The organism is Methylobacterium sp. CM6246 (assembly GCF_054818005.1).
Map to the genome: position 1 here is coordinate 3924736 of NZ_JBTXKY010000001.1, position 20809 is coordinate 3945544.

Here is a 20809-nt window from a genome sequence, read left to right on the forward strand (position 1 = left end):
TGTCCGCATGATTTGAAGTGTGGTTGTGATTGTCTCGCAAATAGCGTAGTGGTCACTTATCGATCTTTGGCCAAATATTGGGCCGCCTCGCCTCAACAGGGCGAGCGCTCGGCATTTCTCCCATTTTCGACGAATAACAATCGAGCGCGTGCAGTGCATGCGCTCAACCTATCGGCTTGCCTACAGCAATACGGAATATTTATGCCTATCGGTACTGTGAAATGGTTCAACGAAACCAAGGGCTTCGGCTTTATCCAGCCTGACGATGGCGGCAATGATGTGTTCGTGCACATCTCGGCCGTAGAGCGTGCAGGGATGCGTAATCTCATTGAGGGACAAAAGATTTCTTACGAGATGGAAAGCGACAAGCGCAGCGGCAAGCAGTCTGCTGGCAACCTCCAGTCCGCTTGAGCGTCGCTTATCTATCTATGACCAGCTTCGAAGCCGTTCCCCTGGGAGCGGCTTCATGGAGGACGATTGATGTCTCATAAATTCAAGCTTGGTCAGAGCGTTCGGCAGCTCGGTATCAACTACGGCAACAATAAAAGCACCGTCGTCGACGGCCTTTACGAGGTTGTTCGGCTCATGCCTGACGACCGGTCCGGCGAGCCTTGCTACCGGATTAAGTCTGATGGTGGCGAGCGTGCTGCTCGGGAAGGCGAACTCGCTCTCGTCTCCTAAGAAACCTCAGTCGAGCGGGTCCTATCGTGCAACCAGGCAGCCTATAAAAACCCGCTTCCTGAGTGCCCCTTAAAGGCGTTCGCTCGCAGAATGTATCCGACGACGGTCCGCGGATCCCGGTAGCCGGACTGATCCATGATCCGCGCGAGATCGGCCCCGCGCTCGGCTGCTGTGGTAATGTAGCCAGCTCGCAGGCTGTGAACCCCGAAGGTCGAGGCATCGAGCCCGGCAGCCGTACAGTACCGCTTGATGATATCGGCCACCGCGTGGGTGGTCAGCCGGGGCGTAGCAAGCGCCTCCTCAGTTTTGAGGGTGCCTCGCACATTCCCTGATCGTGACACCGGCCGGAACACTGGCCCCTGGACGATCCCAGCCGCGTTGAGCCATTCCCGCACCAACGCCACTGGCCGGATGAACCTCCCGTGCGGGATCGCCTTCTCCAGCCCCCTACCCGCTTGGTCCGTCTTCGACCGGCGAACCCGGACCCGCAGGCCCTCGGGATCCTCGACCAGGTCGGTGACGTCGAGGACGACGAGCTCAGACCGGCGGAACGCGCCCGCGAAGCCCGACGCCAGCAGCGCCCAATCCCGCTTGCCCGTCAGGGTGTCCAGCGTTCGCATCAGAAGCGCTGCTAGGATCTCAGCCGTGGCAGCTGCTCTTTCTGAGTCGGCGCCACGCCCACCTTGCGCCGGGCGTCCATCATCGCGGCGCGAACACCTTCGTCCTCTGTCGGGTCGGCGGCGCCCGCAAGCTTGTACGCGCACCGGATCGCGGCGATCCACCGGCCTAGCGTCGAAGCGGCACACCCCTCCTCCACCTCCGACACGATGAAAGCGGCCACTGCCTCTGGGCTTGCCGGCAACGACCGAGGCCCGAACCGGGCGCACTAGTCCTGAAACACCTGGGCGTCCGAGGTGTAGCCCGCACGGTCGCGTCGGCCTTGCTGGGCCGCTGATAGGCTCGAACGACCGCTGCAGCTTCGGCCGGCAGTTTTTGCAGCCTCCGCGTAATCTTCGATGAGTAAGGCTTTGGCTGACGTCGCTCAGTTTCCGGGGCTTCGTGCGAGTCGAGCCCTGTCCGACCCATCTGTTCGGCCAGTTCTGCGCACCAACCAACTGGCAGATCGACTCCGCGCATCCGCGCCCGCGCCTCGACGGAAGCCGGCAGCCGCTGCTAAAGCTCCGGCGCCAACTGCTGTGCGTCAGAAGAGAACCCGGGGTTCCGAGGCGCGGCCAAGGCGGCTTCTCGGGGGAATCCAATCGTCGTTCACTACCCGCCGCCCTGTTGTCCGCGCCCGAATTTGCGCGCCAACGCTTCCTGCCAGCCGATCGGCGGGTCGATGATCCCGCGGAGCCGCGCTGCCTCTTTGACGTTGCGCAGAATGACGTCCCATTCGGCTTCGCTGGCCTGGGCAGGCGGTGCAAACCCCATCGCGTGCGCGATGGCCTCGGCCGATCGCCGCCACTCCGCTGGGAGGAACGGAAGGCTTTCGTTGTCGTCTGTCATGTGAGGCGATCCACCATTGCCCTTGCTCGAACGGCGAACCCTACAGAGGGCTTCGATCCTCGGCATATAGCCTCGGCTTCATTTCTTCACGGCTGCTTCGCGAGGGGACTGTCAGGAATTTCGTGTGCGGGCGGCGTGTTGAACATCAGGCCGCCATGGCCCGGGTGAAGCGCTCGCCGAAGATGACGGCGAACTGCGCCTTGGCCATGACCCCCTCACGCGGGCCCATCTTCCACGCCTTCTCGGAGCGGTTCAAGACCAGGTAGAGCAGCTTCAGCGCGGCCTCGTCGGTCGGGAAGTGGCCTCGGGCGCGCACAGCCCGGCGCAGCGTGGCGTTCAGGGCCTCGATGGCGTTCGTGGTGTACAGGATTCGCCGGACCTCGCCCGGGAACGCGTAGAACGGGATGACTTCGCCCCAGGCCCGTCGCCAACTCTGAGCGATGGCCGGGTACTTCCGGCCCCACTCACCTTCCTCGAAGGCCGCCAAGGCCGCCTCGCCAGCTGTGGCATCGAGCGCGCGGTAGATGTCCTTCAGCGCGGCCGCCACGAGCTTGCGGTCCTTGTAGGAGACAAAGTCGAGGCTGTGGCGCAGCAGGTGAACGATGCAGGTCTGGACCAGCGCCTCGGGGAACACCGCCCGGATCGCATCGGGGAAGCCCTTCAGGCCATCGACCACGGCCAGGAGCACGTCCTCGACGCCGCGGTTCCTGAGCTCGTTCATGACCCGCAACCAGAACTTGGCGCCCTCGTTCTGCTCCAGCCACAGGCCGAGGATCTCCTTGGATCCGTCGGCGCGCACGCCGAGCGCGATATGGACCGCCTTGTTCCGGACCACACCCTCATCGCGCACCTTGATCCGCAGGGCGTCGAAGAACACGATCGTATAGACCGGCTCCAGCGGCCGGGCCTGCCAGGCGGCGATCTCCTCCAGCACCGCGTCGGTCACTGCGCTGATCAGGTCGGGCGAGACCTCGATCCCGTAGAGCTCGCGCAGGTGCCCGACGATCTCCCGGGTGCTCATGCCGCGGGCGTACATCGACACGATCTTGTCGTCGAAGCCGGGAAAGCGGCGCTGATACCGGGCGATCAGTTGCGGATCGAACGTCGCCTGCCGGTCGCGCGGGATCGCCAGCTCGATCCGGCCAGTCTCGGTCGTGACTGTCTTGCGGCCATAGCCGTTGCGCGTGTTGCCAGCATCCTCGCCCGCCAGATGGTGGTCCATCTCGGCATTGAGCGCTCGCTCGGCCAGGGCTTTCTTCAGCTCGTTCAGCAGGCCGTCGGCCTCGAAGGCCGTCTTCGGATCGGCCCCGGCCAGAAGCTGATCCAGGAGCGTGTCAGGAATACGGGGTGCTTTGCGTCGTGCCATCGGGAACCTCCATCGGATCCACTATGGCCGCCCGCACACGAAATTCCTGACAGTCCCCGCGGCCGGTCCAGTGCGTGACCTCGTCCGGCGGTTCCGAACACGTCAGCGCCAGCACCGTCGCCACGGTGCGGGTGGAATGCGGCGGGGTGCCGGGTGGGCGGGTCTTGTCCCGCAGCAGGCCCTCAACGCCCTCCTCGGCAAAGCGCTGCTGCCAGCGCCAGACTGCGGGCCGGCTGACGCCGGCCTGCCGAGCCACGTCCTGCACGCTCAAGCGTTCGAACGAGAGCAGGACGATGCGCGCCCGCAGGATGTGCTTGAGCGGGCGGGATCGGTCTCCGGCGATCGTAGACAACGCCAACTTGGTGGCGTCGTCGAGGAGCACGCAGACGGTCTGAGCCATCGCCCAGACTCGCATGCATCACCCCCTGTGTGAATCCTCTGACCGCGTCAGTGCACTACGAGGCCGAGGAGCGCGGTGGCGAGTGCCAACATCCAGACTGTCGAGCCTTGTTCGTTAGGCGGGTCAGACGGATCTGGGTTCGAGGGGGTAGGAGACATAGGCGGGATGCAGCCTCAAGCGAGCGCTCAATCACTGCCACAACGACGAGGCGCCAAACGCTGTTGCAAGAAACGTAGCAGCCGGACCGCAAACGCCTCGCGGCATCAGCACGCAGGTCGAACGGGGCCAAGCGGCTGAAGCTCAGGGTGGGGTTGGATGGGCTCCCATGATGGCGGCCGCCAGCACCGTCCGAAACCCCTTCACCTGTGGCTGAGACCGATCCGCCATCGTGGAAGCTGGAGAGGCGCTCACGAGGGCTGCGAGGTCGAGGCTGTGGCCGCTGACGAAGCGATAAGGCCAAGCCGCTGAGTCTCGCATGTAGATATAGCGAGGGGAAGATCACCGCGGCCGAGGCTGAGGCACTGTCTGGACTTATTGACGGCTGCCACTCCTCGGTCGGTGGACAGAAATGCGGACAGAGCCTGAACCCAACGGCAACAGCTGACGCGAGCTTGACACTTTCGCCCCCAAATCGCGCAGGAAGCCCCAGGAGGCCCGGCGTTGGCTTCCGGTCACTACACACGTGGATGTCTCGATGGAACGGAGCCGCCGCTGGGCCGCCTCTGGCCGCCTTCCCCCCGGGTCTAGCCTCCAGTTCACTCTGGCCGATCCGCGCGCGTCGGGCCATCCGAGCGCGTGGCCTCGTCCGTCTGGGAGGCGCCCGCCCCTGCGCTACCGGTCAGAACCGATGCGGATCCCGGTGACGGTTCGCGACGCGCAAGCGTCGCTGAGACCCGGCCGAGGCTCCTCCGCGCAAGCCCGGGACGGCGCGCGTCACGCGCCCCGGCGCTTCGCCGCCCGGCGGTAGCGGTGCAGGACGAACTCGGTGTAGCCGTTCGGCTGGGCCGCACCCTCGAAAATCAGTGCCTCCGCGGCTTGGAAGGCCGGCCCGTCGAAATCCGGTCCCATCGGCCGGTAGGCCGGATCGCCGGCGTTCTGGCGGTCGACGATACCGGACATCCGGCGCAGGGCCTCGGCGACCTGCACGCGGTCCACGATCCCGTGCCGGAGCCAGTTGGCGATGTGCTGGCTGGAGATGCGCAGGGTGGCGCGGTCCTCCATCAGCCCGACATCGTGGATGTCGGGCACCTTCGAGCAGCCGACGCCCTGGTCGATCCAGCGGACCACGTAGCCGAGGATGCCCTGGCAGTTGTTGTCAAGCTCCTCCCGGACGGCCTCGGGCGGGAACGGCTCCGTGGCCAGCGGCAGGGTCAGCATGGCGGCGCGGGTCGCGGGCGCCCGGCCGCGGAGTTCCGCCTGGCGGGCGCGCACCTCGGTCCGGTGGTAGTGGAGCGCGTGGAGCGTGGCCGCCGTCGGGGATGGGACCCAGGCGGTGTTTGCGCCAGCCTCCGGCTGGTCGCCCTTCGCGGCCAGCATCGCCGCCATCCGGTCGGGGGCGGCCCACATGCCCTTGCCGATCTGGGCGTGGTCCGGCAGCCCGCAGGCCAGCCCGGCATCCACGTTGCCGTCCTCATAGGCCCGGATCCAGGCGGTGGCCTTCATGGCGTCCTTGCGGACCACGGGGCCGGCCTCCATCGTGGTGTGGATCTCGTCCCCGGTCCGGTCGAGGAAGCCGGTGTTGATGAAGAACAGGCGGTCGGCCGCGGCGGCGATCGAGGCCCGGAGGTTCGCGCTGGTGCGCCGCTCCTCGTCCATCACGCCGATCTTCAGGGTCCGCGGCGCCAGCCCCAGCAGCGTCTCGACCCGGCCGAAAAGCTCCGCCGCGAACGCCACTTCGTCGGGCCCGTGCAGCTTCGGCTTGACCATGTAGACCGAGCCTGCCCGACTGTTGCGGAGCGGGCCGGTGCCCTTGAGATCGTGGAGCGCGATCAGCGCGGTGATCGCCGCGTCCAGCATCGTCTCGGGGATCTCGGCGCCGTCCAGCTTCACGGAGTCCGTGACCATGTGATGCCCGACATGGCGCACCAGCATCAGCGACCGGCCCGGCAGGCTCAGGCCGCCGCCGTCGGGGGCCGTGTAGGTCCGGTCCTCGGCAAGCCGCCGCGCGATGGTGTGGCCGCCCTTGGGCAGATGCGCGACGAGGTCGCCGCGCATCAGGCCGAGCCAGCTCCGGTACACCGCGACCTTGTCGGCGGTGTCCACGGCGGCAACCGAATCCTCCATGTCCATGATGGTCGAGAGGGCGGATTCGAGCACCACGTCGGCGATGCCGGCCGGATCGGTGCGGCCGATCGGGCTGGTCCGGTCGAGCCGGATCTCGATGTGCAGCCCGTGATGGCGCAGCAGAATGGCGTCAGGCGCCTGCGCGGCACCGGTATAGCCCGCCAGCGCGGCCTCGTCCGCCAGCCCGGCCGTCCGGCCGCCGAGATCCACCGCGAGGCGTCCCGCCGTCACCGCGAAGCCGGTGGCCTCGGCCCAGGCGCCGGCGGTCAGCGGCGCGGCGGCGTCCAGGAACGCCCTGGTCCGGGCGACCACGGCCGCCCCGCGGGCCGGGTTGAAGCCCTGGCCCGGGGCGAGGTCGCCGTCCCGCGGGATCGCGTCGGTGCCGTAGAGCGCGTCGTAGAGGCTGCCCCAGCGGGCGTTGGCGGCATTGAGGGCGTAGCGCGCGTTCGAGATCGGTACCACGAGCTGCGGGCCAGCGATCCCAGCGATCTCCGCATCCACGTCCGCGGTGGTGACCCGCACGGCTTCCGGCTCCGGCTGCAGGTAGCCGATCTGCGCCAGGAACGCCGCGTAGGCCGCCGGATCGTGCGGCTGGCCCCTTCGGTCGCGATGCCAGGTATCGATGTCGGCCTGGAGCGCGTCGCGCCGGTCGAGGAGCGCCCGGTTGCGCGGCGCGAGATCCCGGAGGATCGCCGCGAAGCCCGACCAGAACCGGTCCGCGTCCACGCCCGTCCCGGGCAGCGCCTCCTCGGACACGAAGCGGCGGAGGTCTTCGGCGACGACGAGGCCCGACATGGCGATCCCCTGGGCTGGCGCGCGCATGTCAGAAAAACTTGAGCGGCGCGTGAAGAATCTTTGACGCCCCAGCGATAGGACCCTTGGCTCCGGCGAAAAAGGCGCCAAAAGGGATTTGATTCTTTCCGCGGCGTTGAGAATGCGGATCCCACCCGATGCACGACCACAGCGACCTGGAGATCTTCGCCCGGGTGGTCCGGGCCGGCAGCCTCACCCAGGCCGGGGCCGAACTCGGCCTGTCGGTGGCGGTGGTCTCGAAGCGCCTGAAGCGGCTGGAGGAGCGGCTGGCGGTGCGGCTGCTGCACCGGACCACCCGGCGGGTCGTCCCCACCGATGTCGGCCAGGAGTTCTTCCAGCGGATCGCCCCGATCGTCGATTCCATCGCGGAGGCCGAGACCCTGGTGTCGCAGCGGGCCTCACGGGCCCGGGGCACCCTGCGGGTGACGGCACCGACCTCGTTCGGGCGGCTGCACATCGTCCCGCACCTGCGGGCCTTCTTCACGCTCCATCCCGAGATCGTCCTGAACCTGGAGCTGAGCGACGATTTCGAGCCCATCGTGGAGCGCGGCTACGATCTCGCGATCCGGGTCGGCGCCCTGGAGAGTTCCGGGCTGACCGCGTTGCGCCTCGCCCCGGTGCGGCGCGTGTTGTGCGCACGCCCGAGCTACCTCGACGCGGCCGGGCGCCCGGCCAGCCTCGACGACCTGCGCGGCCATGTCTGCCTCGCCACCGAGAACCAGAACCCGTGGCGGCTGGTCGGACCGAACGGGCCCTGCACGGTCGGCGCCGCCGGGCCGCTGCGCACCCATTCCAACGAGGTCGTGCGCGAGGCGGTGATCGGCGGGCTGGGCATCGCCCTGCGCTCCACCTGGGACGTGCACGCGGAATTGCGCAGCGGCCTGCTGGAGGTGGTGCTGCCGGCCTACACGGCCGCCGCGCAGGCCGGCATCTACGCGGTCTATCCGAGCCGGGCCTTCGTCCCAGCCAAGACCCGGGCGTTCCTCGATTTCCTGAAGCGCACCTACCGGTCGAGCGCTGCCTGGCCGGAGCCGTGAGGCGCCCTGCCCGGCTCACCGGCGGGTAAAGGATTTGGCGCAGGTCCCCTCTCCCGCACGGGGATGGGAACCTGCGCCCTCTGCGCCTACGGCATGATCACGGCTCCGGTGGAAACCGGTGTAACCCGTAGCCACAAGGGGCCGGAGAGCGCCGCCCGTGTTCCAGATGACAACGCCCCACGCCCCAAAACCTCCGCCATCCGTAGCCGGCTCACTGAGCACAATCGGGATCGGTGCGGGCCAGCATCCGCTTGAACGCTGCCCACTCGTTGTCGGGCGCGCCCTGGACGGCGACGCGATCGTAGCCGGCTGCGTATTGCCCGGCGGTCTTGGCCGCGATGGCGGCGGAGGGCCGGGTGATCGGGGCCCCGGCCGCCTGGATGGCCAGCTGCGCCCGGCACGAGCGCTCCAGGTTGTGCATCAGCTTAAACGCCTCGCCGACCGAGCGGCCGCAGGTCAGCAGCCCGTGGTTGCGCAACACCATGACGGGCTTGTCGCCGAGGTCGGCCACCAGCCGCGCCCGCTCGTCGAGGTCGAGGGCGATGCCCTCGTAGGCGTGATAGGCGAGCCGGCCGGCGAACTGCATCGACCACTGGTTCAGGGCGAGCAGCCCCTCCTCCTGGCACGACACCGCGACGCCCGCGACCGTGTGGGTGTGCAGCACGCAGATCGCGTCGTGGCGCGCGGCGTGGATGGCGCTATGGATCGTGAAGCCGGCGGGGTTGATGCCCAGCCCCATCGGATCCTCGAGCACGCGCCCGTCGATATCGACGGTGACGAGGTTGTGCGGCGTCACCTCCTCGAAGCGCATCCCGTAGGGGTTGATCAGGAACCGATGCCCCTCTCCCGGCAGCCGCGCCGAGATGTGGGTGTAGATGCTGTCGTCAAGGCCGAGCCGGTGGATCAGCCGGTAGGCCGCAGCCAGGTCGAAACGCATCGCCTCGACCGCGGCGGGGTCGGCTGCGGGGTCCGGGGCACTCGAATGGGCGGCTTCGATCATGCGACGGCTCCTGGCTCGCTGGGCGGCATCGCCGACAGGGTGCACCAGGGGCCGGCGGCCGGCAATGCATCGGGGCCGATCGCTGGAGTCCTGGATCCGCACAAGGTCCGGGACCTTGTGCGGATCCAGGGCGGAGCCCGGGTGTGGGGCATAGCCCCATGATCAGGGGCTCCTTCCCCGAACCCCGCCAAAGGACTTGCCTTTTGGGAGCCCTTTACTCCGCGATTTTTTATATTATTCCTATCTTGTGCTCATGGTCTCACCGCCTGCCGCGATATGTCGTGAGACGTCCCACAGCCGCCGGCCCGGTTAGCCGCCGGATCGGCGGCTGTGGGATGGGGCCCGCGTCTGCCGTCGGCTGCGGCAGCCTCGGGCGCGGGAACGCGACACCCCCCGACTCGGGCTGGGCGGCGGCCGGCGGAAGAAATTCCTCCGGTCGTTCAGAGGCCAGCGGCGACCCTGTCCTGGCGGCCCTGTCCTGGGCGGTGCGGCGGTTCTGCGGCGCTCTCCACTACGAGGGGGCGTGCGACGAAGGCTCGCTCGGAAGTGCTGAGGGGCGATGAGCACCTCGGGTCGGATCTTAGCGCAGGCGCGTTCCCGCGTGACGAACACCAGACGTAAAAGACGGATGGGGTGGTGCGATCAGCCTATCGGCGGCGGCGCCACCTGTCCGCGGGACGCCGGGGAGCCGGCTTTGTGCAACGTTGCGTTCGGGCTTCGCGGCGTCCCGCGTCACCCCGGTTGCGCCTGGGTTTTTTAGGCCATGCCCCCGGCGGTGTTTTCCGCGCGGGGCCGATGCGGTGTGTCGAAAGCCGTCGAGCCCCGCACCGTCGCAGACCATCCCCCTCATCCTGAGGGACCGAAGCGGAGCGGAGGTCTCGAAGGAGGGCTCCGGGAATAGCGCGGTCGGCTTGAGGCTCCTTCGAGGCCCGCTGACGCGGGCGTCTCAGGATGAGGGAGAGATGACGGGATGGGTGGGATGGGCCGGCCGGACAGGCGTTCACAACGTCCCGGGATATGCTCCGCCGTCCATCAGCAAGTTCTGGCCGGTGATGAACCCGGCGTGGCGGCTGCACAGGAACGCGCAGGCGGCGCCGAACTCGTCCGGCTGGCCGAAGCGGCCCGCGGGGTTGTCGCGCGCCCGGGCTTCGAGGAACGCCTCCACGCTGGTGCCGGCCTTGGCGGCGCCGGCGGCGGCGTTGCTGCGGATCCGGTCGGTGTCGAACGGGCCGGGCAGGAGGTTGTTGATCGTCACGTTGTGCCGCACCGTCTGGCGGGCGAGGCCGGCCACGAAGCCGGTCAGCCCCGAGCGGGCGCCGTTGGACAGGCCGAGATGCGCGATCGGCGCCTTCACGGCCCCGGAGGTGATGTTCACGATCCGGCCGAACCTGCGCCCGATCATGCCGTCGACGGTAGCCTGAATGAGGGCGATCGGCGCCAGCATGTTGGCGTCGAGCGCCCGGATCCAGGCGTCGCGGTCCCAGTCGCGAAAATCCCCCGGGGGCGGGCCGCCGGCATTGTTGACCAGGATGTCGGGCTCCGGGCAGGCGGCGAGCGCGGCGGCCCGGCCGGCCTCGGTGGCGATGTCGCCCACCACCACGGTCACGGCGGCGCCGGTTTCCCGGCGGATGGCCTCGGCGGTCGCCTCCAGGGTCTCCGCGGTGCGGGCGGTGATCGTCACGGCGACGCCCTCGCGGGCGAGCGCCAGGGCGCAGCCCCGGCCGAGACCCTTGCTGGCCGCGCATACGAGCGCCCGGCGCCCGCTCAACCCGAGATCCATGGATGCCTCCGAGAACCGGTCCTCCCGGCGAGGACCTTTGCGGGATGGTAACGCGCGCCCGTTGCCGCCGGCACCCGGGGCGGGGCGTATGCGGGACCGGGCGTGCCGATCCGCCGAAAGACTTATCGAACCCGATGCAACCTGTGGGATTGGTCTCTCATGGAGGTGCCCATGATCGTGCTTCGGATTCCTTTGGCCGGGTTTGCGCTCTGGGCGCTCTCGGCCGGACTGGCCTGCGCGCAGCCGGACGTCACCGGGACCGGCGGAGGCCCGCTCTCGACCGAGAAAGTGCCGAACACCACCGCGGTGGGACAGACCAAACCGCCGAGTCGGGACGCCAGCCCGGCCGAGATCCGGCCGATCGCGCGCCGGACCCCGCGCCAGGTCGCGGACAACGCGATCAGCACCCGGATCTGCATCGGCTGCCGGCCCGATCCCGGCACCACCGGCTCCTTGGCCGAGCCCTTGCCCAGCGCCTCGCCTGCCTCCTTGCCCAACGCGTCGCCTGGATCCGGACCGGAGGCCGGCGTGCCGGCCAAACGCGACGTCCAGCTCGACGAACTCCGGACCCTGGCGCCGCCCAAGCAGCAAGCCGACCTCGACACTCTGCCGCTGGCCTCCGCGCACCGCGAGCAGGCGCGCTCGGCACAGGATAAGACCGATGGCCTCTGGCAATCGTGGCTGGTCTCGGTCTGCGACGGCTGCGGCGATCAGAAGCCGGCCCGGCATCTGAAGCTCGAGGATTGGCCGGACCGGGAGGCTGCGATGGCCCCAAGTGCGGCCGACCACGGCAGGACGCCGCCGACCCGGGTGCGGGCCGCCGCAACCCCGCCGCACCGGAGTCTGGCGGCCGACCTTTCGCCAGAGAACATCACCGGGATCCGACGCATGCCGTGAGCGGCCCCCTCCCCGCCCCGTCCCCGGTGGCGGGCCCGAAAAGTGAGGTGCGCGCTACCAGGTCCGCAGGTCGCGGCGCGCGCCCGCTTCCGGCACCTCGTCAAGGCACGGGGCTACGAACCCAGCCCAGAGCAGGGCGCCGACGCCGGTCAGCAGCGGGGCGGTGATACTGAGAACGAGACTGAGGGTCACGGTGGCCTGCTCGCTGAACAGCTTAGAATTGCCCGGATGCAGCAATCATCGTCGAAAAATATTGTTTTGCCCTTAAAATGAATGGTCGTTTTGAGGTGGATTCAGCATGTCGCCGGGACCGATACCCGTTGCGCACAGACTGGGCGGCCGGCGCCTCGCAGGAGCGCGCGGTCCCGTAAGGATAGGGAATCGTTCCGGGTCGGGACGTCTGTTGGGCGGTCGGCCGCTTATAGCGGGAGCGGCGGGCGCATCGGCGACGACCGGGAGCCGGGGGTACCGGCGAGGCGGGCGAGCAAGGCTCCCCCTCCCGCCTCGCCGGTACTGGCCTGCGTGGGGGGTACGCAAGTCAGTAATCTACGCCTATCATTCCGGCTATGGAGTCGCCAATCAGCGGTTTATACTGAGTGATAGAGCATAGGCCGCTATTGGCGTGTTTCTGTATTGCATCGGGATGGATTGATGGCGGCCCTTCTTGCGGATCCGTTCGGCCGGCAGTTGTTGAGTCTGCTCACCGCGGATTACGGGCTCCCCGGCGATCCCGGGCGGCGGGTCCTCCGGCACGAGCTGCAGCAGCTTCAGCTGCGCGCCCAGGCCGCGAGCGCGCCCCGATCTGTGACGCTGGCGATCCGCGCGGCGCTCGCCGCCCTCCGGGCCGAGTTTTCCGGGCCTCTCCCAATTGCACCTTGCCCAATCGCGTCCGGCCCGGGCGCCCTGCTCGGATTGTGACCGTGTGGCGGGGCGGTCGGCACTCTTCATCGGGCTGTTACAACCAGGAACTAGAGGCATCCTGCGTAACATCATCTCAGGAGCGAAGGCGGATGCCGGCCCATTATTGTATTAACCCGCTCGATCCGTATGCCGAACAGGAAGTCCTCGTCACCTACGACGATCACCGGCCGTTCGTGACGGTCCGGTCCGCGGTGGACGAGGAGGGCTACGACATCCTGACGGAGCTATCGGCCGAGTGCATGCGGATCCTGCAACTCGAGATCGCCGGGTATCACGGCCATACCGCGCCCTACGCCTGGACACCGCACGCGGTCGACGTCGTGGCGGCTCCGGAGGTCGCTTGACCGCGGCGGCGCGTCAGGGCCGGGGCGGGTCCGCGGCGAGCGTGCCGAACTCGCTGACCATGCATTCGTGCATGCGTCGCAGCCACATATGCGCCTCCGTCGCGCGGGCTTCCGCCCGGTCGGCCCGCTCGGCCGCCAAGCGGACCTGTTCCTCGGCCCGCTCCGCGCGGGCAACCGCCTCGCGCATCGTCGCCTCGGCATGGCGGGCCCGGTCCTCGGCCGCCCGCGCCGCCGCATCCGCCTCGCGGACCGAGCGCTGCGCGTCTCGGGCGGAGTCCCGCGCGCGCTTCTGCATCTCGCGGACCCGAGCTGCGACGCCCCGGACGGCCAGCAGCGAGGCCGACCAATCCTCGTCCTCCGCGGACGCGACGGCGTCGGGTCCGGAGAACAGCGCGACCACCCGGTCCACCGGCTCGACTTCCGGGGGGACCGCTTGCGCTCGGGCCGGGCTGCTGCTCATGCGGCGGCCTGATCGGTCAGGTCGGAGAATTCGGACATGATCGCGTCCTGGACGCGGGCCAGCCACTCCTCGGCGTGACGCGCGCGATCCTCCGCCGCCCGGGCTCGCGCCTCGGCCGCCTTGGCGCGCTCTTCGGCGGCGATGACCTGCGCTTCCGCGCGAACCTGCGCTTCCCGCGCCTGAACTTCGGCGATGCGGGCCCGTTCGTTCGATGCATTGATGTCGTCGCGGACCCGCTCCAGCACGTGCTCGATGCGCTCCTCGCGCTCCCGAGCCTGGGCCTCGACTTCCCGCGCTTGCCGGGCCGCGGCCTGCACCCGGTGGATCAGCGCGTCCCAATCCTGCGGCGACGATTGCGGTGTCGGCAACGGGGCCTGCTCGTTCAGCGACGACACCACCCGCAGGACGTTGCCGAGATTGGCTTCCGGGGCTGCGCCCGGCTCGCGCTTCGATTTGTCGGCGGTGCGGAAGCGCGGATCGTTCAAAAGCCGCTGCAGCTCGCTCACGGGGCGCCCTCTCCCTGCCTGTAGACGTTGGGTGATTAAACGAAGCGCAATGATTAACAAACCATTAAAATCAAGTCGGCAGGGTGAGGGTTTGTTAACATAGGCTGCGCCCGGTGCTGGAATTCGCGCGGGTTGGATGGACCGCGCCGGCCGGCTCCGCGACACCGGAAAGGCCGACGCTCCCCCGGTCGCTCGCGGAACTGGATGGGCTGCTGCCGGCTTCCCTTCAGACGGATTCCTGCCGGAGAACAGCTTGATGCGGAACAGTGCCCAGGATCGAGGTCCGACCTCCTCCGGGCCGGACCGGGACCCGGCGCGTGGGTTCGCAGACGCCCTGCGCGATCAAGCACACGGCTATGCCGGTAAGCGGCGGGCCGATGCGGTCCGGGTCGTCTCCGATGTCGGCGATGCCATCCGGGATTCGGGCGCGGGCTTCGATGGGCTGCCGCATGTGAAAGCCTTCTTCGAGCAGGCCGCTCTCGGTGTCGACGGGTTGGCCGAGGACATGTCCCGCCGCTCCTTCGGCGAGATGTACGACGCGGTCCGGGCAGCCGCCCGGCGCCGGCCCGTCCTGACCGCGGCCGCCGCCATGCTGGCCGGCGTCGCGCTCTATCGGCTGATCAACCCGCCCGGGATCCGGCCGGTGCCGCGCTCGCGGGCCCTGGTCCCGGTCGACGTCCTGCCGACGCCGGACCTGTAGGGCCGCGTCGCGGATCGCGGATCCCGGTAGGCGGCGGACCCGGATGGGACGGCAGATCAGCAGAGATGCGCAGGGTCTCGCGGATCGTCCTGGACATCCGCTCCGGGACGAGGCCTGAGAGTTTCGATTTCGCATCGTACCGAGGGCCGGAAACCGGCACCGCGGGACGATGCCCCACCGGAGTACAGGACCCATGACCAACGCGGCGGACGAACTCGAGCAGGACGTGGAGGCGAGCCGCGGGCGCCTGGATCGCACGCTGGGCGATCTGCAATCCCGCCTTCAAGGTCCGGGCATCCCCCGGGATCTCGGCGACCTGAAGCGGTCCGGGCAGGCCGCCGGCGAGGCGGTCGAGCGTTTCGTCGCCGACGTGCGGGTCAACCCCGTGCCGGCCCTGCTGATCGCCGCCGGGCTCGGCCTGCTCGTCTACGACGTGTTCCGGTCGACGGCGCGCCGGCGTTCGACCGCGCTCGCGGCCGGATTCCCGGCTGCGGATCGGGGTCTCGCCGCGAACCAGGCGGATCGGATGGAAAAGCGGCTCGACGAGGCGCTGGAAGAGAGCTTTCCCGGCAGCGATCCGGTCTCGGTGCGGATCACCAAATAGCGCGCATCGGTCTCCCCGAGGCCCGGGGAGAGCGGGCCGGCCCCGCCCTCCCCGCTTCGGCGGGCGCCCACCGTCGCCCCTCGTTGGGTCACCGCCGAGAGAGACCGCGCCGACCGGGCCGGTGACCGATCGATCATCGGTCTTCGCCCTGACAACGCCGAACAGACTGAAAAATCTGCTTTCGATGAACCCGATTGTCATGTCATCGGGCAACGCCGTCGATCGGCGATGGAACATGCCTGCCGCCGAACCCGTATTCATCCGGGTGGCGCGCGGCTACGAAGCGAAGGGGGGCTGACATGACCGACAGGGACCCCGACGCGCATTCCAGCCCAGAATGCGATCCCCGGACAGCTCGGATGCCGGAGGTTCTGCGCCTCTCGACGGCCCTGGCGGAGCAGATGCTGGCTTCTCAGATCATGGGGCGGGCGATCTCGGGCGATCAACTCGCCGCGCTGGTGGGTGCGGCGCGCCTCCTTCAGGACAGCAACGTGCCCTGGCCGCCCCTCGTCCACGAGGTCGTGCAGGATCTGGCCGACCGCATGGATACCGCCGGACCGCAGCCGGACGGGGTGCTCTGACAGGCATCCGACACCCCGTCGGACCATCTCCGCGCGGTTGTCGCGGCAGTATGAGAGGTCACCGACCTCGGTTGTGCGCCGCCACGGCCCCGACCGTGTCGCCAACCCGTGCCGTCACAGATCGGGATCTCAACCATGTGGTACCTGTACGGCTTCGTTTTGCTGGCGGGCGTCGCCAATGCCGTCCAGGCGGGGCAGAACGGGGCGCTCTCCAAAGGGCTTGCCGAATCGCTGACCGCGGGGCTCGTGGTGGCGGCCGGGACTGCCACCTGCATCCTCGTGGTCGGCCTCCTCTCCGGCAGGCTCACCTGGCCCACGGCGGATCAGGTGATGGCGATGCCCTGGTGGGCGTGGTTCGGTGGGATCCTGGGCGGCTGCATCATCCTGGCGCAATTCATCGTGGCGCGGCAGATCGGGGCCGCACCGTTCCTCGGCCTTCTCGTCACCTCTGGTGTGATCACCTCGATCGTACTGGACCATTTCGGCTGGGTCGGCTTCGAGACGCATCCCGCCGGCCTGTGGCGCATCCTCGGCGGCGTCCTGATGGTCGCCGGTGTGGCGCTGGTTGCAACCTTCTGACAACGGGGCCGACTGCACCGCCGGCATGCCGGAACGGTCCCGCTCCGCACGGGGTTGCCCTTCGGAGAGTTCAAGGAGAGCGCGATGCTGACGGGTGGTCTGCTGTGGCTGATCGGGGTCCCGATCCCCGTCCTCATCCTGATCTGGTTCTTCTTCCTGCGCGGGCGATAGCGTGCCCGACCGGCGGTAAATCCCTGAGATGCGGACCCCTGTGATGACCGCGCGCCCTAGTGAGCGGACCGGCCGCCGTGCCCGCTCGACGCGGTCGTCGTCTCGACAAGGCTCCGCCGGCCTGTATCGTGCCGGGATGCGCACCGCCCTCGCCGCCCTCACCCTCAGTATGGCTGCCGGGGTCGCACTCGCACAGCAGCCGCCGCCCACGGTGCCCGAACTGCTGAGCGCGGAGGCGCGGGCCGCGCTCGGATGCGAGGGATCCGGCGATCCTGCCGTCATCCGCGAGCAGTGCCGGCTCCGGGACCGACTAAGCGGACGCCTGGCCCAGGCCGGCTATTGCTGGGGTCGCAAAGGGCAGACCGACGAGAAGAAGGACTGGCACGCCTGCCAGCCCGACTCGATCTTCGAGGACGACATCGAGGCGGTACAGCGCTGAGTCTCGATCTCGAACGGTCGCGGAGCTTCGGTGCCCCCGATGCGCCGAGCATCGGGACGGCTTCCGCTGAAAAAACGGCAGACCCTCGTCTAGCTGATCGCCGCCGGGTGCCGCGATGGCGCGCCCTTGTAGTGGCGCGGGATCAGCGGGCAGCCATCGTGGACGCGGAAATGTGACGGCGAAGCGCGCCGCACCGCCGTATAGCCACCCTGAATCATCAGGCGTCCGAAGCAGGCCGGGCAGCGCTTGAGGGCGTCGCGATGGCGCGCTTGCGCCTCGTCGACCGTCATGGCCACCCAGGCTCCTTCGACGGAGACTTCGCAGGTCGGGGTTCCGGGCTTCACCATGACGCGACGATGCCGTCTGTCGGCGGGCCGCGCCAGCGCAGGGACGCCACAGCGGGCCGCCGACAGACGGTCAGGTTATGCCGCAAAGCGTCGCGGCCAGACCCTGTCCGGGCCTCCTCACGCCGAGCTCGTATGCCGGATGGTCGATCGCACTCTGCGCGGTGGCGCAGCAACTACTTCTGCGCCGACCGGGTCTTGATACACAGCAACACGCGCCGGATGTGGTTGCGCAGCTGGTCTTTACTGTCCGACGGCGCGTCGGTTTTCTTGGCCGAGTCCGGTTTGTTACACGTCGACATGGCAAGTGCCCCAAGGAAGGAGCGCCACCTCAGCGGGCCTTAGGGCCTTGGTTCGGAAGGCGATCGCTAAAAGCTTTAGTGGATCGTCTCGCCAAAATCTCGACATAATTGCAACTCACGCAGCCAATTCAGATTTGAGATATTTTAAGGTTTATCGTTGTTTTTGAATGCTGCTGTGCTGTTACGCACTACGTAGCCGAATTCATGGACCCTTACGGGGGATTCGATCTGGGGGACCTGCCAGATGCCCGAGCGCTTCTACTTCGACATCGAGAACGGCGCCGAGGCGATCCGCGACGAGGACGGCGTCGAGGCTGTCAGTCTAGATGCGGCCCTGGAGGAGGCCCGGAGCGTGATCCGGGAGATGGCCGCCGAGTTGGCGACCGCAGATCCCGACGAAGCGTGGATCCTGATCGTGCGCGACGCGTCCGGATCCGTGGTCGGGCGGTTGCCGGTCACGCCCTAGGATCCGCGCACGATCCTGCGTGGATCGGCGGGGCCGCACCGCCGCCCGCGCCAGGCGCGTCAAAAATGCGCGGGCGGGCGGCGGATCTTGGCCGCAGGTCCAAGAGCTAGCGGAGCATGTGGTATCTTTACGGACTCACCATCCTCGCCGGCCTCGCCAATGCGATCCAGCCCGGCCAGAACGCGACGTTGTCGAAATCCCTCGGCTTGCCGATTACGGCCGCCCTGCTGACGCTGCTGGTCAGTACGGCCGCCCTTCTGGTGGGCGGCCTCGCCGTCGGCAAGCTCGAGATCCCGAGCGGGCAGCAATGGGCGCAGGTGCCCTGGTGGGCCTGGCTCGGCGGGTTCCTCAGCATCCTGCTGATCCTCGCCCAACTCTACGCGTCGCCGGCCATCGGCGCCGCGTCCTTCCTCGGCATCATCGTCACCGTGGGCGTGGTCGCGTCGATCGTGCTCGACAATTACGGTTGGGTCGGCTTCGCCGTGCACCCGGCAAGCCTCTGGCGGATGCTGGGTGCCGTCCTCATGATCGCTGGCGTGGCGCTGGTCGCGCTGTTCTGAGCGGCGGACGCCCTTCAAGCCGGGGCGGCGGCGGCCACAACCTCGGCGGCGTAGCGGGCCCGGCCTGGCCCGTCGGCTAGCACGCCGCTATCGGCGCACCACGCCGCGAACGCAGCGGGCTCGATCGACACGCGTATCACGGCGACGCCGCTGCGCTGGACCTCGCGCTCCATCTGCTCGGTGGCGATCCGCCAAGTCTCGTACCGAGGCGGCAGCCGCGGTCCGTCGGCGAGGCTGGCGCGGAGCGCCTCGTAATGCTCCGGGGCGTACCAGGGCAGGCCCACGCGACGCGGACGGGTCATCGGAAGCTCGCAGGCCATGGGCGTGGATATGCGACCCCGACCGCTCCTCGGCCGGCATCACGTCCCTCAACGGCGCAGCGCGGCGTTCGGTTCTGCCGCGCTTCCGGCATCAACACTCCGCCGGCCCTCGACACGTCGCTCGGTCGTGGCGTGGAATCGTATCTGCGGAACGATCCGGCCGTACTGAGGCGTGCGCCGACGCTCTCCCGTCCGTCATCGGTCCGACCGGCTGCCCTTACCGCAGCCTTGCGGGCCCCGGCGGCGCGATCGGGAGCGGCTCTAATCGGTGGCCTCGGCCGTCCGTGAAATGGCGCCACCGCGCCCGAAGGTCTCGTGGGCCGCCTGCGTCAGCTCCCGGCGGGCGACGACGTCGGCCAAGGCCATCAGGATGCCCATCAGCCCCAGGACCAAGACAATGCGGCGGAGGATCGGTCGATTGGACATGCGCGGCATCCAGAGACGTCGAGCTGTCTAGCAGCGCCCCCGAAAAGCCGCTGCCGCCCCCGGGCCACAGTGGGTACGGAATGTGAACGCGAGCACTGCCGCCATCCTTCTGCTGCCCTCCGCGAACCCGTTCTGTCGCTCTTCGGCCACAGGGGCTCGGCAACCGCCGCGTCGCCGCAACCGATGCGCGGCGTCGGCGTTGTCACAGTCGGCCCAGTATTCCCGAATGATGTCTGGCGGACCGCAGCCATTTACCGCCGGTTTACTATGATGCCCGGTGTCGTTGCCGGCGGGTGTGTCCGTAAAACTACAGCTTTCTTCCCGACGGATTGGTAGTCATGGCGTCAGATTTCACGTCCTGGATTACCCCGCATGACCAAGCTTCTCGCCTCCCTGGCCGCCTTCACCGCCCTGACCGGCGCCGCTGCCGCCGCCGACCTGCCGCGTCGCGCCGCCCCGCCGCCCGTGTTCACCCCGGTGCCGGTGTTCACCTGGACCGGCTTCTACGCGGGTTTCAACGCCGGCTACGCCTTCGACGCCAGCAGCCGCTCGAACAACTCCACCTTCGGCGTCCCGGCCCCGTTCGCCGTTCCCGGCACCACCGCCACCTTCCGCAACCGCAGCCAGGACGGCTTCTCCGGCGGCGCGCAGATCGGCTACAACGTCCAATTCACCCCGGGTTCGGGCGTGGTCGTCGGCATCGAGGCCGACGCCCAGTACCTCGACTTCGGCCGTAGCCGGAACAACGCCTTCGTGAACGGCGCCGTCGCCCCGGGCTACTACGTCACCGACCCGCGCGGCCTGTCGAGCCTCGACTACTTCGGCACCGTGCGCGGCCGCCTCGGCTACGCCTTCGACCGCACCCTCGTGTACGGCACCGGCGGCTTCGCCTACGGCTCGGGCAGCGCCGACCGCTCGTTCGGCGGCTACGCCGGCAACGACAGCTTCCGCACCGGCTACGCCGTCGGCGGCGGTGTCGAGTTCGCCCTCCCCACCGAGTCGTTCCTGAACTTCTTCCGCTCCTCGGCCGTGACGTTCAAGATCGAAGGTCTGTACGTCAACCTGGAGCGCGGCAACCGCAACCAGGGCGCCCTGGTCGTCAACGCCGCCAACCTCGTCCCGGTGGCCTACAGCGCCATCGGTCGCCGCGACGACGAGTTCGCCGTCGTCCGCGCCGGCCTGAACTACAAGTTCGGCTCGTACTAGGACCCGCGACGCTCCCGGCCTTAACGCCGGGAGTCGTCTTCGCCGGAAGTCGTCTTGGCCGGGAGCCGCTTCGGCATCCCAGCCCGGTCAAATCGGCCGCTCCGGCCGTGCAGAACC

27 protein-coding genes and 1 pseudogene are annotated in these 20809 nt (G+C 68.6%); 15 read left to right on the top strand and 13 right to left on the bottom strand.

The window, feature by feature from the left end; translation table 11 throughout:
* Positions 1–201: 201 nt before the first annotated feature.
* The gene (locus tag ACYQPG_RS19110; RefSeq protein WP_147941461.1) at positions 202–411 is read left to right on the top strand and encodes a cold-shock protein; all 210 of its coding nucleotides are present in this window, start codon (positions 202–204) and stop codon (positions 409–411) included.
* A gap of 69 nt (positions 412–480) precedes the next feature.
* Positions 481–681 carry a hypothetical protein gene (locus tag ACYQPG_RS19115; protein WP_147853188.1) on the top strand — a complete coding sequence of 67 codons (201 nt, stop codon included), beginning with the start codon at positions 481–483 and terminating at the stop codon, positions 679–681.
* Between the two features lie 41 nt (positions 682–722).
* Here ACYQPG_RS19115 and ACYQPG_RS19120 read toward each other — a convergent pair whose 3' ends face one another.
* The 5 genes and pseudogenes from ACYQPG_RS19120 to ACYQPG_RS19140 form a co-directional block, all read right to left on the bottom strand.
* Entirely contained in the window at positions 723–1301 is a 579-nt protein-coding gene (locus ACYQPG_RS19120) for a site-specific integrase (RefSeq protein WP_246692953.1), read from the bottom strand.
* 649 nt (positions 1302–1950) lie between these two features.
* The gene (locus tag ACYQPG_RS19125) at positions 1951–2187 is read right to left on the bottom strand and encodes a hypothetical protein (protein WP_147910961.1); all 237 of its coding nucleotides are present in this window, start codon (positions 2185–2187) and stop codon (positions 1951–1953) included.
* 145 nt (positions 2188–2332) lie between these two features.
* Positions 2333–3553: an IS256 family transposase gene (locus ACYQPG_RS19130; RefSeq protein ID WP_461231475.1), complete on the bottom strand. Its 1221-nt coding sequence runs from the start codon at positions 3551–3553 to the stop codon at positions 2333–2335.
* A gap of 58 nt (positions 3554–3611) precedes the next feature.
* Positions 3612–3953: pseudogene (locus ACYQPG_RS19135) on the bottom strand (helix-turn-helix domain-containing protein); the annotation flags it as partial.
* 933 nt (positions 3954–4886) lie between these two features.
* Entirely contained in the window at positions 4887–7031 is a 2145-nt protein-coding gene (locus tag ACYQPG_RS19140) for a malate synthase G (protein ID WP_461232479.1), read from the bottom strand.
* A gap of 155 nt (positions 7032–7186) precedes the next feature.
* On the opposite strand from ACYQPG_RS19140, the gene ACYQPG_RS19145 reads away from it, so the two are divergent.
* The gene (locus ACYQPG_RS19145) at positions 7187–8086 is read left to right on the top strand and encodes a LysR family transcriptional regulator (RefSeq protein ID WP_147910220.1); all 900 of its coding nucleotides are present in this window, start codon (positions 7187–7189) and stop codon (positions 8084–8086) included.
* 211 nt (positions 8087–8297) lie between these two features.
* Here ACYQPG_RS19145 and ACYQPG_RS19150 read toward each other — a convergent pair whose 3' ends face one another.
* Together ACYQPG_RS19150 and ACYQPG_RS19155 are read right to left on the bottom strand one after the other, a co-directional pair.
* Complete coding sequence (locus tag ACYQPG_RS19150) at positions 8298–9086, bottom strand: class II aldolase/adducin family protein (RefSeq protein ID WP_147910221.1); 789 nt, start codon at positions 9084–9086, stop codon at positions 8298–8300.
* A gap of 1000 nt (positions 9087–10086) precedes the next feature.
* Positions 10087–10866: an SDR family oxidoreductase gene (locus tag ACYQPG_RS19155; RefSeq protein WP_147910222.1), complete on the bottom strand. Its 780-nt coding sequence runs from the start codon at positions 10864–10866 to the stop codon at positions 10087–10089.
* 171 nt (positions 10867–11037) lie between these two features.
* Here ACYQPG_RS19155 and ACYQPG_RS19160 point away from each other — a divergent pair, with 171 nt between their 5' ends.
* Positions 11038–11763, top strand: a complete 726-nt coding sequence (locus ACYQPG_RS19160; RefSeq protein ID WP_147942012.1) for a hypothetical protein — start codon at positions 11038–11040, stop codon at positions 11761–11763.
* A gap of 54 nt (positions 11764–11817) precedes the next feature.
* Here ACYQPG_RS19160 and ACYQPG_RS19165 read toward each other — a convergent pair whose 3' ends face one another.
* Positions 11818–11955 carry a hypothetical protein gene (locus ACYQPG_RS19165; protein ID WP_187278632.1) on the bottom strand — a complete coding sequence of 46 codons (138 nt, stop codon included), beginning with the start codon at positions 11953–11955 and terminating at the stop codon, positions 11818–11820.
* 459 nt (positions 11956–12414) lie between these two features.
* Here ACYQPG_RS19165 and ACYQPG_RS19170 point away from each other — a divergent pair, with 459 nt between their 5' ends.
* Both ACYQPG_RS19170 and ACYQPG_RS19175 read left to right on the top strand, forming a co-directional pair.
* Positions 12415–12681, top strand: a complete 267-nt coding sequence (locus ACYQPG_RS19170; protein WP_147910224.1) for a hypothetical protein — start codon at positions 12415–12417, stop codon at positions 12679–12681.
* Between the two features lie 92 nt (positions 12682–12773).
* Positions 12774–13028: a hypothetical protein gene (locus ACYQPG_RS19175; RefSeq protein WP_461231476.1), complete on the top strand. Its 255-nt coding sequence runs from the start codon at positions 12774–12776 to the stop codon at positions 13026–13028.
* A 13-nt stretch (positions 13029–13041) separates the two neighbouring features.
* On the opposite strand, the gene ACYQPG_RS19180 is transcribed toward ACYQPG_RS19175, so the two are convergent.
* Both ACYQPG_RS19180 and ACYQPG_RS19185 read right to left on the bottom strand, forming a co-directional pair.
* On the bottom strand, positions 13042–13488 hold the full coding sequence (locus ACYQPG_RS19180) for a hypothetical protein (protein WP_147941612.1): 447 nt from the start codon (positions 13486–13488) through the stop codon (positions 13042–13044).
* Positions 13485–13994 (bottom strand): hypothetical protein, encoded by a 510-nt coding sequence (locus ACYQPG_RS19185; RefSeq protein ID WP_147910227.1) that lies wholly within the window; start codon positions 13992–13994, stop codon positions 13485–13487. The genes ACYQPG_RS19180 and ACYQPG_RS19185 overlap by 4 nt, the downstream gene beginning before the upstream one ends.
* 256 nt (positions 13995–14250) lie before the next feature.
* On the opposite strand from ACYQPG_RS19185, the gene ACYQPG_RS19190 reads away from it, so the two are divergent.
* The 6 genes from ACYQPG_RS19190 (at position 14251) to ACYQPG_RS19215 (ending at position 17068) form a co-directional block, all read left to right on the top strand.
* The gene (locus ACYQPG_RS19190) at positions 14251–14694 is read left to right on the top strand and encodes a hypothetical protein (RefSeq protein WP_147941613.1); all 444 of its coding nucleotides are present in this window, start codon (positions 14251–14253) and stop codon (positions 14692–14694) included.
* A 193-nt stretch (positions 14695–14887) separates the two neighbouring features.
* Positions 14888–15298, top strand: a complete 411-nt coding sequence (locus ACYQPG_RS19195; RefSeq protein ID WP_147941614.1) for a hypothetical protein — start codon at positions 14888–14890, stop codon at positions 15296–15298.
* A gap of 121 nt (positions 15299–15419) precedes the next feature.
* On the top strand, positions 15420–15596 hold the full coding sequence (locus tag ACYQPG_RS19200) for a hypothetical protein (RefSeq protein ID WP_187278633.1): 177 nt from the start codon (positions 15420–15422) through the stop codon (positions 15594–15596).
* A gap of 61 nt (positions 15597–15657) precedes the next feature.
* Positions 15658–15879 (top strand): hypothetical protein, encoded by a 222-nt coding sequence (locus ACYQPG_RS19205; RefSeq protein WP_147941615.1) that lies wholly within the window; start codon positions 15658–15660, stop codon positions 15877–15879.
* A 135-nt stretch (positions 15880–16014) separates the two neighbouring features.
* A complete protein-coding gene (locus tag ACYQPG_RS19210; RefSeq protein WP_147910231.1) occupies positions 16015–16458 on the top strand; it encodes a DMT family transporter in 444 nt (147 codons plus the stop codon).
* 214 nt (positions 16459–16672) lie between these two features.
* On the top strand, positions 16673–17068 hold the full coding sequence (locus ACYQPG_RS19215) for a hypothetical protein (protein WP_246692972.1): 396 nt from the start codon (positions 16673–16675) through the stop codon (positions 17066–17068).
* Positions 17069–17157: 89 nt separating this feature from the next.
* On the opposite strand, the gene ACYQPG_RS19220 is transcribed toward ACYQPG_RS19215, so the two are convergent.
* Positions 17158–17358: a hypothetical protein gene (locus ACYQPG_RS19220; RefSeq protein ID WP_246692323.1), complete on the bottom strand. Its 201-nt coding sequence runs from the start codon at positions 17356–17358 to the stop codon at positions 17158–17160.
* Positions 17359–17958: 600 nt separating this feature from the next.
* On the opposite strand from ACYQPG_RS19220, the gene ACYQPG_RS19225 reads away from it, so the two are divergent.
* Positions 17959–18180 (top strand): DUF6894 family protein, encoded by a 222-nt coding sequence (locus tag ACYQPG_RS19225; RefSeq protein ID WP_147910232.1) that lies wholly within the window; start codon positions 17959–17961, stop codon positions 18178–18180.
* Positions 18181–18296: 116 nt separating this feature from the next.
* Positions 18297–18740: a DMT family transporter gene (locus ACYQPG_RS19230; protein ID WP_147910233.1), complete on the top strand. Its 444-nt coding sequence runs from the start codon at positions 18297–18299 to the stop codon at positions 18738–18740.
* A gap of 14 nt (positions 18741–18754) precedes the next feature.
* Here ACYQPG_RS19230 and ACYQPG_RS19235 read toward each other — a convergent pair whose 3' ends face one another.
* Complete coding sequence (locus ACYQPG_RS19235; protein ID WP_147910234.1) at positions 18755–19042, bottom strand: hypothetical protein; 288 nt, start codon at positions 19040–19042, stop codon at positions 18755–18757.
* A 279-nt stretch (positions 19043–19321) separates the two neighbouring features.
* Complete coding sequence (locus ACYQPG_RS19240) at positions 19322–19486, bottom strand: hypothetical protein (protein WP_461231477.1); 165 nt, start codon at positions 19484–19486, stop codon at positions 19322–19324.
* 372 nt (positions 19487–19858) lie between these two features.
* Here ACYQPG_RS19240 and ACYQPG_RS19245 point away from each other — a divergent pair, with 372 nt between their 5' ends.
* A complete protein-coding gene (locus ACYQPG_RS19245; protein WP_147957816.1) occupies positions 19859–20692 on the top strand; it encodes an outer membrane protein in 834 nt (277 codons plus the stop codon).
* Positions 20693–20809 lie beyond the last annotated feature (117 nt).